Raw genomic sequence first — 16,979 nt, forward strand, 5'->3', positions numbered from 1 at the left:
TTCCGCCAACAGAGCGGGTGAAAAGCCGGGTGTGACAACCGCCGCCGGTTCAGCCTTCGATCTCGCCTGGGAGCCCAAACGGGCGCTCACGCTCAAGGCCGCGCGCCGCCGCTCGCGCCTGATCGCGGCGTTGCGCCGGTTTTTCGTGGCCGGCGCGGGCGCCTCATTCGCCGCTGTCTTCGTTTTCATGGCGCTTCACGCCATCCAGGGCGGCTTTAACGCAGGCCAGTACGCCGCCGCCGAGCCGCTGCGGATGATCAACCCCCGCTTCATCGGCCGGACCGAAAACGGCGGCCCCTACCAGCTTTCGGCTGAAATGGCCGAGCGGGCCGTCGGCGAGAACCAGCCGATTGAGCTCGTCGCCCCAGTTTATCGGACCGAAGCCGGAACGATTATGCTGGCCCCGCGCGGCATCTACGACGAGCGCGCCCAGACCGTGATTTTCGACGGCGAGGTCCTGTTCTCGGACAGAAACGGAAACCGGTTCACGACCCCCAACATGGTCGTCGACCTGGAAAAAGGCACACTGACCGGCCGAGGTGGGGTCACCGGCGCCGGGCCACTTGGCGTGCTCCAGGCCGGAAGTTATGAATTACGCGACAGCGACCGTGCTTTGGTGCTGGGCGGCGGGGTCCGGGGACAGATCCCGGACCGTGAACAACAGAATGGGGAGACGCCGCAATGAGGCCCGTGAGCTTTTTCGTCGCCGCTGGCGCCTTCGTGCTCGCGGCCTTCGCGGCCGCACCTGCCCACGCTCAGCTGAGCGAAGGCGGCGGCCCGGTTTCGTACTCCGCCAACAATCTCGAATACTTCGATAGCGAACGCCGCCTCGTGCTCGTGGGCGACGTCGATATCGTTCAAAACGATGCGCGCCTGCGGGCCGATCGCATCACGCTTTTCTTCAGCGGCAGCAGCGGCGCGTCCAGCAATGGCGGCCCCTCGCAGCAAGGTCTCGCCTCCGGCGACATCGAGCGCATGATCGCTGAAGGCGAGGTCTATTATATCCGCCCGTCACAAGACGCCCGCGGCGATCGCGCCGAATACAATGTCGCCCAAGACAGCGTGACCTTCACCGGAAACGTCATAGTGATGTCCGACGAGAACGTCATTCGCGGCAACACTCTGGTGCTGCAAATCGGCTCGCGCCGGACCACGATCCGTCCAGGCGCCGGCCAGCGGGTCCGCGGCGTGTTCGTCCCCAGCGAGGGCGGCCAGCAACCGGCACAGGGCAATCGTCCACAGTGACGGCCCCTTTCACCCCCAAGGGTTCACTAATTCTTAGCGCCGGCGGGTCGAAATGAGCCCCGAGGGCACGGCACGCCGTTCGGCTCAGCCCGAGACCACCCAAGGTGGTCTTGGCGCGGTTCGGATCGCCAAAGCGTATCGCGGCCGCCAGGTGGTGAAGGACGTTTCGCTCTTCCTCCGCCGTGGCGAGGTCGTCGGTCTGTTGGGCCCCAACGGAGCAGGCAAAACCACCTGCTTCTATATGATCACGGGGCTCGTACGCGTGGACCAGGGGCAAATCTTGTTGGACGGCCAAGACGTCACAACACTGCCTATGTACCAGCGCGCCCGGCTTGGCGTGGGCTACCTCCCACAAGAGCCGTCGATTTTCCGTGGTCTGACCGTCGAACAGAACGTGATGTCTGTCGTCGAGTTGAGTGAGCGCTCTCACTCAAAGCGCCGGGAGATCGTAAACGGTCTGCTCGCCGAACTGCGCGTCGACCACTTGAAAGACGCGCCGGCCTCCGCCCTCTCGGGCGGCGAACGGCGCCGGGTTGAAATTGCGCGGGCTCTGGCGACCAGGCCGTCCTTCATGCTGTTGGACGAGCCTTTCGCCGGTATCGACCCGCTCGCCATCAACGACATCCGAGAGCTGATCACGTTCCTGAAGGATCGCGGCCTCGGCATTTTGATCACCGACCACAATGTGCGCGAAACGCTGCAGATCGTGGATCGGGCTTCGATCATGTTCGACGGTGAAGTGATGTTCGAGGGCACGCCCAACGAGGTGCTCTCGGATCGGACCGTGCGCGAAAGGTATCTCGGCAAAGATTTCAACTAACGGTGGCCCGCCCATGGCGATGACCCCCCGTTTAGAGATGCGCCAGGGCCAAGCCCTGGTGATGACGCCGCAGCTCCAGCAAGCGATCAAACTGCTGCAGCTTTCAAACGTCGAGCTTCAAGAATTCGTCGAAGGCGAGCTCGAGCGCAACCCGCTACTTGAGCGCGAAGAAGGTTCGGCCGAAGCCAAGAAGAACGAAGACGGCGGCGATGCTCAAGCGCTTGAGTTCGATAGCGGCATGGCGCCGGCGGAAGCGGCGCTCGATGTCAGCGTCGCCGATATCGCACCGGATTTGAGCGCCGGCGAACTCGCTGAAGCCGGCGCAGCCCCGTTACAAGATTGGTCCAAAGCCTCGTCGGGCAAGAGCTTCGACGACATGCCGGGCCTGGAAGAAACCCTCGCTAGCGACAAGACGCTGGCCGAGCACCTCGACGCCCAACTCACCGAAGCCGGCCTCACCCCGATCGAGCGCATGATCGGCGGCGTGTTGATCGATGCGGTCGACGATTGGGGCTACATGCGCGCCGACGTTCTCGATATCGCGCATCGCATCGGCGCCGACGACGCCGCGGTGCTGAAGGTCCTGCAGGTCATGCAGGGTTTCGAGCCCACGGGCGTGATGGCGCGCGATATTCCCGAGTGCCTGACGCTGCAGCTGAAGGAGCGTGGCCGCTTCGATCCGGCGATGGAAGCTTTGGTCACCAACCTCGATCTGCTCGCCAAAGGTCATTTCGAACGTCTGATGACGCTGTGCGGCGTCGACCGCGAAGATCTTTCGGACATGATCGCCGAAGTACGCGCGCTGACGCCAAAGCCCGGCGCCGGTTTTGGCGGCGGCGCCGTGCACTCAGTCGCGCCCGACGTTTACGTAAAGCAAACGCCGGACGGCATGTGGCTGGTTGAACTCAACACCGACACCATGCCGCGCGTGCTGATGAACCAGCGTTATTACGCGACGGTCTCGAAAACCGCCAAGCGTGAGGAAGACAAACAATTCCTCACCGAATGCGCAGCGAACGCGTCATGGCTGGTGAAGAGTCTCGACCAACGCGCCAAGACCATCCTCAAAGTCGCGCGCGAAATCGTACGCCAACAGGACGGCTTCTTCGCTCACGGCGTTGCGCACTTGCGACCGCTCAATCTCAAAACCGTCGCCGCCGCGATCGAGATGCATGAATCGACCGTGAGCCGCGTCACCTCGAACAAGTATCTCTCCTGCGCGCGCGGCGTGTTCGAGCTGAAATACTTCTTCACCGCCTCGATCAACGCAGCCGACGGCGGCGAGAGCCACTCCGCCGAAGCCGTACGCTACCAGATCAAAGGCCTCATCGACGGCGAAACGCCGGTCGAAATCCTGAGCGACGATCGCATCGTCGAAATCCTGCGCGAGAAAGGCATCGACATCGCCCGCCGCACCGTTGCGAAATATCGCGAAAGCCTGCGCATCCCAAGCTCAGTAGAGCGCAAACGGAAACTGGCGCACGGCCTTTAACAGGCCCGTTCCGCCAGCAGCACCTTCGACGCGCTCATCCAGACAGGACATTGGTAGTAATTTGTCCAAGCGGCTATAGTTGGCCCACTGCGATCATTGGCTAGGATCGACGGGCGTGCGCGTGCCCGCCTCCGTCGCGAAGCAAACGTAGGGCAGTTTTCAACCAACGTCCGCCCGGCGAAATTCCAGCCGCATGCCGTAGAATTTGCCGAACGTCCGCTCCGGGGCCGGCGGCAGCCGCCTGCGCTCTATCCCACACCAATTCCCGCTCGCGCCCAACAAAATCAACGCCCACGCAGAAATCTATCCAACACCTCCACACTTCAAATATCCTGCACGCATCCCTCGCACGGGAGGCTCACCGGCTAGCCGAGCCAAGCGAGCGCGGGGGGATGCGATTGAGCGTGATGCGCGGCGAGACCATCCGCCAAGCAGAAGCCCACGGGACAACGCTAGACGTGAACTGTGGGAGCGCACCGGAGAAGGGCAAATCTCCGCACGCCGCCGGGGACCTATCCAAGGGAGTGAAACACATCCTGGTGACGGCCCGGTGGAAAACAAGCGCACCGGGCGCGTGGCGACACGCGGCGAGGTTCGAGCGATCGAATATCGCATCAAAGGCACTAAACCAGCGCGTCCCTCACGCGCCCTGCTCCCAACTTTGAGGGTGCCCCAATTGCGAAGCACCAAGCGATGACGCATGCCCGGTCCAAATTCCTGCCTATTCCCGATTATTCCAGTTGTATTCAATGCATTCCTGCCAATGACTGGTGCTCATGAAATTCGGCGAGTACCTCAAGAACCGGCGCACTGAGCTCGGGTGGACGCAACCGGACGCGGCCGCCAAAGCCAGCATCGAGCAATCGTATTTGTCGAAGCTTGAGACCGGGAAATCGTTTCCGTCCGAGGATGTCTATCAGCGGCTGGTCGAAGCCTTCGATCTCGACACCGAGACCCTCGTGGGCGTGCTCTACCCCGCCGAACTCGATCGTCTGCGTGAGATCGAAGACGTCCGTAAACATCTGCTCCAGCGCGCACACGATACCCGCACCGCCACCCACCGTTGGCTCTATGCAGGCCTTGGCGCGCTTGTTGCCGGCGGCGCCCTCGTCGGTCTCGCCCAGATCGATCGCGGCGGCAACGCTATGCATTACACCTACCAGTCGCCGGGCGTCATTCTCACCGGCGAAAGCTCAAGCGTCTTCGATGACCTCGACGACAATCCAGCGCTCACCGCGCGAGCGGACGAGCAAACAATTTTCGTTCCCGAAATGCGTGGCCCTTCGTTCACGGAAAACGTGCCCGAAGGCCGTCGCGAATGGCATCTCGTTGGCGCCAATGCGGTGCTCATCCCAGCCAAGTTTGGCTGGGCCCTCGTCCCGGGCCTCGCGCTGATCATCGGCGGGCTTGGATGCTTCTTTATCAGCTGGCGTAGACCCTGAGGACAAAATGAAACTCTCAGCTTTGATTTTCACCGCAGCCTTGGCGGGCTGCGCCAGCAGCTCGCTGCCCACAACGCAGCGTCTTGAAGGCGTCGCATTGGACGGGCGCGTCGAAGCCTTGATGGCGCGCGAGCACGTTGTCGGCATGGCTGTGGCCATTGTCGATCACGGCGAAATCACGCATCTCAACGCCTACGGCCTGCGCAATCGCGAGAACGCGCTCCCGCTGCAAACCGATACGATCATGTACGGCGCATCCGTCACCAAAGCCGCGTTCGCATACATGGTCATGCAGCTCGTCGACGAAGGACGCATCGATCTTGACCGCTCCATCGCAGAATATCTGCCGCGGCCGCTGCCCGAGTACGAAGATTATACAGATCTCGCCGGCGACGAACGTTGGCGCCAGCTAACGCCGCGCATTCTGCTCACGCACCGCAGCGGCCTCGCCAACATGCGCTTCCTCGAAGAGGATCAGCGTCTGCGCTTTCACTTCACGCCAGGCGAACACTACGCGTATTCAAACGAAGGCATCTGGGTTCTGCAGATCGTCCTCGAACAAGGCCTTGGTCTCGATGTCGGCGCGGAGATGCAACGCCGTGTCTTCGATCGCTTCGGAATGACTCGTACGTCAATGCAATGGCGTGACGATTTTGGCGCCAATCTGGCCGATGGCTATATGATGGACGGCACATTCGAACCGCATGACCGCCGCGACAACGTCGCTGCCGCTGGCTCGATGGACACTACTATTGCAGACCAGGCACGCATGTGGCGCGGCATGTTTGCCGGGGAAGGCCTCTCTCCTGCCGCGCGCGCAGAATGGGCAGCGGCGCAATTTCCAATTCGCACCGCGCAAAAATTCCCAACGATCCAGTTCTTCAACACAGTCGACGCACGCGGTGAAGCCTCCGATCTCTCCGCGTCACTCGTCGGCGAAACCTGGAACGGCCCGAACGACCGCTACTTCTCAAAAGGCGGCCACAACGACTGGACCGGCAATCTGGTGATCTGCGCTGAACGCCAGCAACGCTGCCTGATCATGTTCGGCAACAGCGTCCGCGCCGAGACAATCTTTCCTGAGATCGCCGAGTTGGTCCTGGGTCAAACCGACTTCCCGTTCTGGTGGACCTATCCGGAGCTGCAAGCGCATGAGTGAAAGCACGGGGCGGTGCGACAGTCCGCGGACAGAGGGCGCATCATGTCTTTCGCGCCACGAAGAAGGTGCGCACATCTCGGTTCGCGGACCCGTGCTTTCCGCTCTCAACGATCTCAAAGCCATTTTCGGTGATCTCACGTTCGTAGTCTTTGCTCGAGAGAATCGCCACGTACGGCGCTTGCCCCACAGCTTGCATGAGAGGCACCAGAAGCCGGATGAACACATTCATCTCAGCCAGCGCCGGTGTTTTCGAGATGAAGAGCCCGCCGGGTTTCAAAAGCCTGTGCACGCCGCGCAACACCGCCCGCCGATCGGGGACCAAGTGCAACACGTTGAAGCCGAATGCCGCATCAAAACTCGCATCGGGCCAGGGCGCAGCGTCCGGCGTTGCGACCGCAAACTCAACGTTGGCGCAAGCTTCCGCTGCCGCCTTCTCGCGGGCGATCGCAATCATCTCCGGCGAAATGTCGCTGGCGACCAACCGCACGACCGAAGGCGCCAGCTTTAACGCCGACGTACCCGTGCCGCATCCGAACTCGAAAGCAATATCGGTGCTCTTCAGGAGGCGGCGAGTATGCGCGAGCGTGCGCTCGTAGCCTTCCATGTCCGCGATGGGGTCTTTGGCGTACTTTCGCGCGATGCGATTCCAGAAGCGTGCGTTGTCGACTGGCATGGCTGGGGCCTAGCACAGACGCAGTCGGAGGTTCAAAATCTGCCGCCTGAGGACAGTTCGCCACCTCCGCAGGCCACCGCGAATCCTCTAAGAACCGGCTCATGACAGACATTCTCCCGATAAAACGCGCTCTCATTTCGGTTTCCGACAAAAGCGGCCTGATCGATCACGCCAAAGCGCTTTCGGCGCTCGGCGCGAAGCTCGTCTCCACCGGCGGCACTCACAAGGCGATCGCAGACGCCGGGATGGCCGTGGAGGATGTCTCGTCCGTTACCAACTTCCCGGAAATGATGGATGGCCGCGTAAAGACGCTGCACCCGAAAGTGCACGGCGGCTTGCTCGCACTGCGTGACAACAAAGAACACCTCGCCGCCATGAAGGAGCACGGCATCGAAGGCTTCGATGTTCTCTACGTGAACCTCTATCCGTTCGAAGCCACGGTCGCGCGCGGCGCCGATTTCGAAACCTGCATCGAGAACATCGACATTGGCGGCCCCGCCATGATCCGAGCGGCGGCAAAGAATTACGGCTTCATCGCCGTCGCCACAGACGCCGACGACATGGCAGCCATTCTGGAAGATGCAAAAGCCTACGGCGGCACGACGTTAGCTTTGCGCAAGAAGCTCTCGGCCAAGGCCTTCGCACGCACCGGCGCCTACGACGCGGCAATCTCTGCGTGGTACGTGGAACAACTCGAAGACAAAGCGCCGGCCTATCGCGCGCTCGGCGGCAAACTGAAGCAATCGCTGCGCTACGGCGAGAACCCGCACCAAAGCGCGGCATTCTACGTCACCGACGAAAAGCGCTTCGGCGTCGCCACCGCCACGCAGCTCCAAGGCAAAGAGCTGAGCTACAACAACCTCAACGACACCGACGCAGCCTTCGAGCTTGTCGCCGAGTTCGATCCCAAGAACGGTCCGGCCGTCGCCATCATTAAGCACGCCAATCCATGCGGCGTGGCGCTCGGCAGCTCATTGGTCGACGCCTACAAGCGCGCGCTCGAATGCGATCCGGTTTCAGCGTTTGGCGGCATCGTCGCGCTCAACCAACGTTTGGACAAAGCCGCCGCCGAAGCCATCGCGGAAATCTTCACCGAAGTCGTCATCGCGCCGGAAGCGAACGAAGACGCCGTCGCCGTATTCGCGAAGAAAAAGAACCTGCGTTTGCTGGTCACTGGCGGCCTGCCAAACCCCAGCGCACCGGGCCTGTCGTTCAAAACCATCGCCGGCGGTTTTCTCGTTCAGAACCGCGATATCGGCCACATCACCCGCGCCGACCTCAAGATCGTCACCAAGAAGCAACCGACGGACGCTGAAATCAACGACATGTTGTTTGCCTTCACCGTCTGCAAGCACGTGAAGTCCAACGCGATCATCTTCGCCAAGAACGGCCAAACCGCCGGCATCGGCGCCGGTCAAATGAACCGCCGTGATAGCGCCCGCATTGCGGCCATCCGCGCTGGTGAAGCGGCGGAAATGGCCAAGCTGCCAGCATCACTCGCGAAAGGTTCGGCCTGCGCCTCCGACGCATTCTTCCCGTTCCCCGATGGCTTGCTGCAAGCCGTCGAAGCTGGTGCGACGAGTGTCATTCAGCCTGGCGGCTCAATCCGCGACGAAGACGTGATCAAAGCCGCCGACGAAGCCGGCATCGCCATGGCCTTTACCGGCATGCGCCACTTCAGGCACTAAGGCGGCATGAGCCAGTCAACAGACGACGCCAAGCACCACACCGCCACCAAGAGCGAAAGGCTCGTCATCGGCGCATCTTCGCTTGGCACCGTCTTCGAGTGGTATGACTTCTACCTCTACGGCTCGCTCGCCACGTACCTCTCGGCGCATTTTTTTTCGAACGTAAACGAGACGACAGCGTTCATCTTCGCGCTCGCAGCGTTCGCTGCGGGTTTTGCGGTCCGCCCCTTCGGCGCGCTGGTTTTCGGCCGTATCGGCGACATCGTCGGGCGCAAAAACACGTTTCTCGTCACCATGGCGATCATGGGCCTGTCGACGTTCGTCGTTGGCTTATTGCCCGGCTACGAACAAATCGGCGTCGCCGCGCCAATTCTGTTGGTCCTGATGCGCTTGCTGCAGGGTTTGGCGCTCGGCGGTGAATATGGCGGCGCAGCCACATACGTTGCCGAACACGCGCCGAACGATAAACGCGGCCTCTACACGAGCTGGATTCAGACAACGGCGACGCTGGGGCTTTTCCTATCGCTCATCGTCATCATGGCGACGCGCACGCTGATCCCAGCGGAGCATTTCGCGAAATGGGGTTGGCGTCTGCCCTTCCTCGCTTCGATCATTCTCCTCGGCGTCTCGCTTTGGATCCGGATGCAGCTCAACGAGAGCCCTGTCTTTCAGAAGATGAAGGAAGAAGGCGCGACGTCGAAGGAGCCGCTGGCGGAAAGCTTCGGCAGGTGGAGCAACCTGAAGCTGGTGCTGATCGCATTGTTCGGCGCCGTCGCTGGCCAAGCCGTGGTTTGGTACACGGGCCAGTTTTACGCGCTCTTCTTCCTCGAGCGCATGCTGAGGGTCGACGGGCTCACCGCCAACGTCCTCGTCGCAATGGGACTGCTGATCGGCACGCCGTTCTTCATCCTCTTCGGCTGGCTCTCGGACAAAATCGGCCGCAAGCCGATCATTCTCGCCGGCTGTGCGCTGGCGGCGCTCACCTATTTCCCGCTGTTTAATGCGCTCACGGTTGCCGCGAACCCGGCATTGGCCTCAGCTCAGCGCACTGCGCCGATCGTGGTCGTCGCGAATCAGAGCGAGTGCTCGTTCCAGTTCGATCCAGTCGGCCGCAACAAGTTCGACTCCCAATCGTGCGACGTCGCGCGCGCGTTCCTGTCGCGCGCTGGCGTCAGCTACAACAATGAAGCGGCTGAACCGGGTGCGCTTGCGGAAGTCCACGTCGGCACACGCATCATTCGCGCGCCGGATGTCGTGAACCTGACCGGTGACAACCGCGCCGCCGCAATCGCCAGCTTCCAAACCGATGCACGCGCCGCGCTTGACGAAGTTGGATACCCCGTCGCTGCGAACGAGGAGTCGATCAACAAGCCCCTCGTCGTAGCCATCCTGGCGCTGCTCGTGATCTACGTGACGATGGTCTACGGGCCGATCGCCGCATTGCTTGTTGAACTCTTTCCCACGCGCATCCGCTACACCTCAATGTCGCTGCCCTATCACATCGGCAACGGCTGGTTCGGCGGCTTCCTGCCAACGACGGCGTTCGCCATCGTCGCCGCGACGGGCAACATCTATAACGGCCTCTGGTATCCGATCGCGATCGTCGCACTCACATTGATCGTCGGACTCTTCCTGTTGCCCGAGACCAACAAGCGCAACATCGACGCGTAACTAGCGCAGCGACGACGATGTCGGCGATGAAGTGTTCTGCGCTGCAAGCGCCGTCGTAATCGCGTTGCGGATTTCTTCGCTCGTCGGTTCGGTGCGCGTGTCGAACGCACGGATCACGCGACCGTCGCGGCCGATCAGGATCTTATGGAAGTTCCATTGCGGCACGGCGGACTCGCCGATCTGCTGCTCAGCCCATGCGTAAAATGGATGCCGGGTTTCGCCTACAACATCCGTCTTTGCCGCCATCGGGAACGTCACGCCATAATTCAACGTGCAGAATTCTTGGATCTCCTCGGTTGATCCCGGTTCTTGGCCCATGAAATTGTTCGCGGGGACGCCGACGATTTCAAATCCCTGCCCATGATATTCGTCGTAGATTGACTGCAGGCCTTCATATTGCGGCGTGAACCCGCAGCGGGACGCAGTGTTCACGACCATCACGACTTCGCCCTCAAAGGCCGTCATCGGCACCTGATCGGACCACAACCCTGGAAAGGAGAACTGATACGCCGTGGCATGGTCGGCAGCAGCCGGGTCGGGGGCGGCCGCAAAGCGCACGCGCTGCGCCTCGACCGCGGCGGTCACCGCCGCCGCACGTTCTGCCGAAATCTCTGGCGCTGGCGGCGCCGCCGCCCGGCTGCAAGAAGCTAACGCCAAAGCTGCGGCAACGACTAAGATACGGCGTGTCATGGGCATGTCGGTGAACTCCTTCCGCAATCTGACGCAAGCACGTCAGCAGCGCCAGCCTTGCGCGACGATCGGCGCCGCCCCCATTTTGGCATTGGCCCTTCTTGCTCTGGGATTTCTCATGCCGGTTCAGGCGTTCGCGGAAAAACTCGAACAGCGCATCGCGCGGCTTGAGCCATTTTACGACTTGCGACGCCCCGCCGAACCCACTGCGCGAACGCCCGTCGTCATAATGCTGCACGGTTGCGGCGGTCCCCGCCCCTTTATCGAGGACATGGGGGACGCCGCCGCCGAGGCCGGCGCCACCGCCATTCTGGTGGATTCATTCGCCCCTCGCCGCATCAGCCGCATCGCCGCCTTCGCGACCGTTTGCACCGGCGCGCAACTCCAGGGTCGCGAACGCGCCGGTGATCTTTACGCCACCATGGCATGGGCGCGGCGCCAACCTTGGGCGGACCCGAACCGCATCAGCGTTATCGGCTGGAGTCACGGCGCCTGGACCATCATGGATGCGCTGGCACTTCGCACCGGTGAAGAAATGCGTCGCGCAACCGGCATAGAGGATCTCGAGGGCGAACCCCTTAGCGGTTTGGAAGCGACGATGATCGTATATCCGTACACGGGCGTCGGAACTTATGCCGGCCGCCGCGAATGGCGCCTTGCGCCACGTAGCACCGCCATCATCGCCGAACGCGACTACATCGTCGGCTCATCGCGCGCCGCGCTCGAACGCCAGCGCGCTCGCGGTACGCCGATGGATATTCACCTCTTCGAAAACGCTACACACGCGTTTGAAGATCGGGACGCCGAAGACCCTCGCGTGCGCTACAATCCCGCCGCCACCGCGCGCGAGCATCAAATGCTGCGCGAGATGATCGCAGGACTCTAGCGAACCGCCGCTACGAGCGCGTTGAACTCGGCCGAGATCAGCATCAGCTTCGCGAACGTCCACGGGCCCTGCCCGTCAAGCTCCGCAAATGCCGAACGCGCACGATGGACCGGCTGCCCCAGCGAAGTCAGCCATTGGCGCGCCGCTTCCGTCACCCAAGCCACATCGGCGTCCTTCGGCGGAGCGCCAATCGCCCGCGCCGCCGCTTCTGCGAGCTTGAGTTGAGCCTCGCCAAAATCCCCCGCCGTGCGCCGCACCACTAGGCGATCCCAATGCTGCTCCAGCTTCATATTCGTCGCCGAATCCCGCAACGCATCGAGACCAAGCTCTGCGCCGATGACACAGTGCAGCGTCGAGGCAGTGTGCAGCGGCCAGCCGGTATCCCGAGCGAGATCCGCCACATCGAGTGACAGTGTAAGCGGCGAAAGCAGCGCCGCCTCGTAAGCGAGATCATCCGGAGCGCCGAGTTCAAGCAGCGATGAACGGCGAACGGCCACACGATCTTTTTCGATCTTGCTGAGATCTTCCAGAATCGTTGCGCGCTGTCCGCGCACCGGCTCCAGGTAACGCGCGACGACGTCCAACACTGTTGGCGCTTTATCGCTCTCAAATCCGGCGTTGCGGGCAAGATAAGTCACCGCGCGACGAAGAGCGCCGCCAACGCGTTGATGCAACGCAATCTGCGCCGCCGCCGGCGTCTTGTTGTCGAGCGCATTGATGCGATCAACGAGATCTTCCAATTCGAAAATGCGGCGCGCGGCTTCAAAGGACAACGCAACTGTTACGGTGCGCGCCCGAGATATTTCCTTGATGCGATCCACGAAAGAAGGGCCGCAACGGTTGACCAGATCATCTGCCAATTGCGTGGCAATGATTTCCCGGCGCAGGCGGTGACGCTGCATTTGAGTCTCGAACTTCCGCAGCTCGCGCGGGAAGTATTCCTTAAGCGGCTCGGCAAACGCCGGATCGTCCGGCGCTGACGACGCAACGACAGCGTCGAACAAGTTGATCTTGGAATATGCAACGAGCTTCGCCAATTCCGGCCGCGTGAGGCCGATCTTCGCCGTGCGCAGCGCCGCAAATTCGCTGGTCAGCGGCAGACCTTCGACGCGGCGCGAGAGCTTACCTTCGGCTTCCAGCCGCTGGATGAAGCGCTCATGGCTATCGAGGTCATTCACTGCGCTCGCCTGCGCAATCGAGATGGCGCCTGTCTGATCATAATTGTTCATCAGGACCAGCGCACCGACCTCGTCGGTCATCGATTCCAACAACTTATCGCGCTTGTCTTCCTTTAGCGCGCCGCTTCGGATCGCATCGGCCAGGAGGATCTTGATGTTCACCTCATGGTCAGACGTGTCGACGCCTGCCGAATTGTCGATGGCGTCGGTGTTGATCCGGCCACCATTGCGCGCGAACGCGATACGGCCCTTTTGCGTGACACCGAGATTTGCGCCCTCGCCCACGACTTGAGCGCGCACATCCTCTGCATCAACGCGGATGCTGTCGTTCGCTTTGTCTCCGACGTCGGAATTGGGCTCCGAGCGCGCTTTAAGATAAGCGCCGATGCCGCCAAACCAGAGCAATTCGCACTCGCTCTTTAGCAGTGCGCTCATCAGCTCAACCGGGGTCACAGACGGGCGATCGAGGCCCGTCAGCGCGGCGATCTCCGGTGAAACATCGATCGATTTCAGGCTGCGCGAGAAGACACCGCCACCTTTGGAAATGAGCTTCTTGTCGTAATCCTGCCAGCTGGTGCGCGGGGTATCAAAGAGACGCTTGCGCTCAACGAAGCTCTTTTCGCAATCGGCAGGATTTGGATCGATGAAGATGTCGCGGTGATCGAACGCCGCCAAGAGACGGATCTTGCGTGAAAGCAACATCCCGTTTCCAAACACGTCGCCGGACATGTCGCCGACGCCGACAACAGTAAACTCTTCCTCTTGGATGTTCTTACCGATCTCGCGGAAGTGCCGCTTGACTGCTTCCCACGCACCCTTGGCGGTGATGCCCATGGCTTTGTGGTCATAGCCAACCGAACCGCCTGAAGCGAATGCATCGCCAAGCCAGTGACCGTACTCGGCGCTGATGCCGTTGGCGATGTCGGAGAACGTTGCCGTGCCTTTGTCGGCAGCCACCACGAGATAAGGATCGTTATCGTCCCAGCGCTCGACATCGAGCGGCGGCACGATTTCATCGCCTTTGATGTTATCGGTAATGTCGAGCAAGCCGCGCAGGAACGTTTTGTAGGCCTCGACGCCGGCTTCTTGGAAGCCCGGTGCGCCGCGGGCCGGCAAACGCTTCGGGAAGAAGCCACCCTTCGCACCGACCGGCACTATAATGGCGTTCTTCACCTGCTGCGCCTTCACGAGATCGAGCACTTCGGTTCGGAAGTCGTCGCGGCGATCAGACCAGCGCAAGCCGCCGCGCGCGACCGGGCCGAAGCGCAGGTGAACGCCTTCAACTTGCGGGCTCGCCACCCAGATTTCGCGATACGGCTTCGGCGCCGGCAGCTCCGCCACCGCATGCGAGTCGATCTTGAAGGACATGTAGGGCTTCGGCTGCTCGTCACGGCCGATCTGATAATAGTTCGTGCGCAGGATCGCCTTCACGAGCTGGGCGATGCGGCGTAGCGCTCGATCTTCATCGAGACTCACAACTTCCTTGAGCTTGGCCTCGATCATGAACTCGAGCTTTGAAGAACGCGCCACGCGCGTTTCATGGCTTTCCGGCAAATTCGGATCGAAACGCGCCTTGAAGAACGCCAAGATCAGCGCGGCAATGCGCGTGTTATTCGCAAGCGCCTGCTCTTGCATCGCTTGCGTCGGATCGAGGCCGGTTTGCTGGCGATAGCGGGCGAGCGCGCGAATGAGCGCCGCTTCGCGCCACGAACACGGCAGCGCCAAGATCAGCTTGTTGAACCCATCACTCTCGGCCTTGCCGGTCCAAACGGCGGTGAATGCCTGTTCGAACAACGGACCCGCGCGTTCCAGATCGATCGGCTTGCCATCGGCAGACCGGCATTCGATGTCATGAACGTGGATGCGTTGGGCCGTGTGAAACGAATCCGCCTGCAACTGCAATTCGAAGTTCACTTCTGAATCAACGAACAGACCCATGTTTTCGAGGATAGGAACTGTCGCTGAGAGCGCCAAAACATCGCCGCGTGCGTAGAATTTGCAACGCATGATGTTGGTGGCGTCGCCCGGGCGGCGATAGGCGCGAGCACGGATAGTCTCATCGTCGCGCGCGCTCATAATCTCGGCAGTGTCGATGAGCGCTTCATCGACTGAATAGCGTTCGCGATATGCGGCCGTAAACGCGCCGCTGAAGCGATTTGAGGCTTCTTCGCGGGCTCCGAGATCGAAGCGATCGGAGCGCAAGAGCGAGCGTGTGTAATCGTCGTCCCAAGTGCGCGTCAGTGCGGCGATGTCCGCGTCAAGCTGGCGCTCGTCAGGGTTGGCGCGCTTCTTATCGATATCGCCGATGACGAAGAGAACGCGTGCAAGCTGGCCTTCGCCGAGCTGCGGCTGGAAGCTTTCGACGTGTCCGCCAAAAGCGCGTGCAATCACCTCGCCTGCGCCAACGCGAACGTCGGTGTCGTAGCGATCCTTAGGAATGTACGCGAGCGCCGTCGCGAAACGATTGAAGCGGTCACGGCGCAAAAACACCCGCGCGCGCGGACGGTCCAACAGGTGCAGCACGCCGCGTGCAATCTCGGAGAGCTCTTCGCGAGAAATCTGCCAGAGTTCTTCGCGCGGGTAATATTCGATGATTTTGCGCAGGGTCTTGGCATTGTGGCCGCCCGGCGCAAACCCGGCCTGATCCATCACCCACTGCACCTTACGGCGCAGAACCGGAATGTTGCGCGTCGGTTCGGTGAAACTTTCGCTGGTAAAAAGGCCCACGAAGCGAACTTCGCCAATGGCCTCGCCCTGATCATTGTAGCGCTTCACACCGACATAATCGGCGGTGGCGCGGCGGTGAACGCGGGCACGCAAAGTCGATTTCGCAACGATGAGCGGCGTCGGCTCAGTCACGAGGCGCTTCAATTCCGGCGTAAGCACCATCGGCTCGGCGGTTGTGCGCAGCACGTAGCGATCCATGTCACGCAGGACACCGAGGCACGTGCCCTCGATGATATCCGGCTCGTGCGGTGTGAAACCACCTTTCGCGTCGCGGACATATTGGTAGTCGCGCGCGCCGAGGAAGGTGAACTTGTCGGCAGCCAGCCAGCGCAGCAGCTCAACACCTTCGGCCACGTCGCTGGGGGCAGCGTTCGACTTCGCTTTTTCCAGTTCATTGGCGCAATCGAGCATGCGCTTGCGCATCGCCTGAAAGTCGCCAACCGAGTCACGCACATCGGCGAGCGAAGCGCGAACGCCGTGGAGCAATTCTTTGCTCTTTTGCGCAGAGAGCGTCGGCACGTGAATCTGAATGAGAGAGTCGCGCCCCTTCCCTTTGGCGGACGGAGCCAGCGGGTGGAACATGGCGAGCGACGGGATGCCTTGGTCAGCCAGTTCGCCCATGACCGAGTCCACGAGGAACGGCATGTCGGGGCCGGCGATCTCAAGAATGTCGCGATCGAGATGTTTGCCGCCAACACCGACGCCATGGCGAAGACGAATGCACTGCTCATCGCACTCACGCTCGGCACGCCAGATCCAGAAATCGTGGGCAAGCGCGGCGAAGTCCTCGACCGACAGATCGCCGAGTTCGTCATCCGAGGCGTCCTCATAGAGGCCCCTCAAGAACATCTCGGCGGCGGAGTCGATGGCGCCGTTTGCGCGGAACGCGGGCCAAGGGCCTTTAGCGGCCTGATCGACAAATTGGTCAGCGGTTTTGGGGAGTTCCTGGCGCGCGGCAGCAGCGTCCATGAGGCGTTTCCTTGTTTTGGCGCGAACCTACTCGCCCCGGCGTCAACTGCAACCGCCGGAACGCCGCGTTTCGGTCTCAGGAGCGGGTCTTAGGTGTGCATCGGCGCATGGCCGGGAACGCAGACGCCGTTGTGCGTTTGCCGAACGATGTTCGCTCAAGAAATTCTCCTCGTGACCGCCCGCTGGGCCCGCAGCCAGCTCAGGTTCGAACCGAAGACCTCCGCCAAACGACGTCAGCTCCGCCAGCTTATCGCTGCTGCAGAGGCATTGCGCCGCCAACTCCCATCTGAAAGCGAACTCCCCGCCAACGTGCTGCGCCTCAGCGAGTACCGGTGCACT

At 61.6% G+C, this 16,979-nt stretch carries 12 protein-coding genes; 9 read left to right on the forward strand and 3 right to left on the reverse strand.

What is annotated here, in order from left to right:
- The first annotated feature begins 31 nt into the window (after nt 1-31).
- The 6 genes from lptC to ATE48_RS08490 all read left to right on the forward strand — a co-directional run bounded on the left by lptC (nt 32) and on the right by ATE48_RS08490 (nt 6,158).
- Nucleotides 32-685 carry an LPS export ABC transporter periplasmic protein LptC gene (lptC, locus tag ATE48_RS08465; RefSeq protein WP_066770105.1) on the forward strand — a complete coding sequence of 218 codons (654 nt, stop codon included), beginning with the start codon at nt 32-34 and terminating at the stop codon, nt 683-685.
- Nucleotides 686-690: 5 nt separating this feature from the next.
- Entirely contained in the window at nt 691-1,245 is a 555-nt protein-coding gene (locus tag ATE48_RS08470) for an LptA/OstA family protein (protein WP_066774731.1), read from the forward strand.
- Between the two features lie 52 nt (nt 1,246-1,297).
- Nucleotides 1,298-2,065, forward strand: a complete 768-nt coding sequence (gene lptB / locus ATE48_RS08475; RefSeq protein WP_066770108.1) for an LPS export ABC transporter ATP-binding protein — start codon at nt 1,298-1,300, stop codon at nt 2,063-2,065.
- A 13-nt stretch (nt 2,066-2,078) separates the two neighbouring features.
- Nucleotides 2,079-3,557: an RNA polymerase factor sigma-54 gene (gene rpoN / locus ATE48_RS08480; protein ID WP_066770110.1), complete on the forward strand. Its 1,479-nt coding sequence runs from the start codon at nt 2,079-2,081 to the stop codon at nt 3,555-3,557.
- A gap of 776 nt (nt 3,558-4,333) precedes the next feature.
- On the forward strand, nt 4,334-4,999 hold the full coding sequence (locus ATE48_RS08485) for a helix-turn-helix domain-containing protein (protein ID WP_066770113.1): 666 nt from the start codon (nt 4,334-4,336) through the stop codon (nt 4,997-4,999).
- A 7-nt stretch (nt 5,000-5,006) separates the two neighbouring features.
- Nucleotides 5,007-6,158 carry a serine hydrolase domain-containing protein gene (locus tag ATE48_RS08490; RefSeq protein WP_066770117.1) on the forward strand — a complete coding sequence of 384 codons (1,152 nt, stop codon included), beginning with the start codon at nt 5,007-5,009 and terminating at the stop codon, nt 6,156-6,158.
- Between the two features lie 40 nt (nt 6,159-6,198).
- Here ATE48_RS08490 and ATE48_RS08495 read toward each other — a convergent pair whose 3' ends face one another.
- Entirely contained in the window at nt 6,199-6,831 is a 633-nt protein-coding gene (locus ATE48_RS08495; protein WP_066770119.1) for a class I SAM-dependent methyltransferase, read from the reverse strand.
- Nucleotides 6,832-6,932: 101 nt separating this feature from the next.
- Here ATE48_RS08495 and purH point away from each other — a divergent pair, with 101 nt between their 5' ends.
- Complete coding sequence (purH, locus tag ATE48_RS08500) at nt 6,933-8,519, forward strand: bifunctional phosphoribosylaminoimidazolecarboxamide formyltransferase/IMP cyclohydrolase (protein WP_066770121.1); 1,587 nt, start codon at nt 6,933-6,935, stop codon at nt 8,517-8,519.
- Nucleotides 8,520-8,525: 6 nt separating this feature from the next.
- Nucleotides 8,526-10,190: an MFS transporter gene (locus ATE48_RS08505; RefSeq protein WP_066770123.1), complete on the forward strand. Its 1,665-nt coding sequence runs from the start codon at nt 8,526-8,528 to the stop codon at nt 10,188-10,190.
- Here the strand turns inward: ATE48_RS08505 and ATE48_RS08510 are convergent, their stop codons facing one another.
- Nucleotides 10,191-10,886, reverse strand: a complete 696-nt coding sequence (locus ATE48_RS08510) for a glutathione peroxidase (RefSeq protein WP_236855894.1) — start codon at nt 10,884-10,886, stop codon at nt 10,191-10,193. It lies immediately after the preceding gene.
- Here ATE48_RS08510 and ATE48_RS08515 point away from each other — a divergent pair.
- On the forward strand, nt 10,885-11,766 hold the full coding sequence (locus ATE48_RS08515) for a dienelactone hydrolase family protein (protein ID WP_228126869.1): 882 nt from the start codon (nt 10,885-10,887) through the stop codon (nt 11,764-11,766). The two genes, ATE48_RS08510 and ATE48_RS08515, sit on opposite strands and share 2 nt — an antisense overlap.
- Here ATE48_RS08515 and ATE48_RS08520 read toward each other — a convergent pair.
- Complete coding sequence (locus tag ATE48_RS08520; protein ID WP_066770125.1) at nt 11,763-16,640, reverse strand: NAD-glutamate dehydrogenase; 4,878 nt, start codon at nt 16,638-16,640, stop codon at nt 11,763-11,765. The genes ATE48_RS08515 and ATE48_RS08520 overlap by 4 nt on opposite strands.
- Nucleotides 16,641-16,979 lie beyond the last annotated feature (339 nt).

This window comes from Candidatus Viadribacter manganicus, from assembly GCF_001679665.1.
Taxonomy (GTDB): Bacteria; Pseudomonadota; Alphaproteobacteria; order Caulobacterales; family Aquidulcibacteraceae; genus Vitreimonas; species Vitreimonas manganica.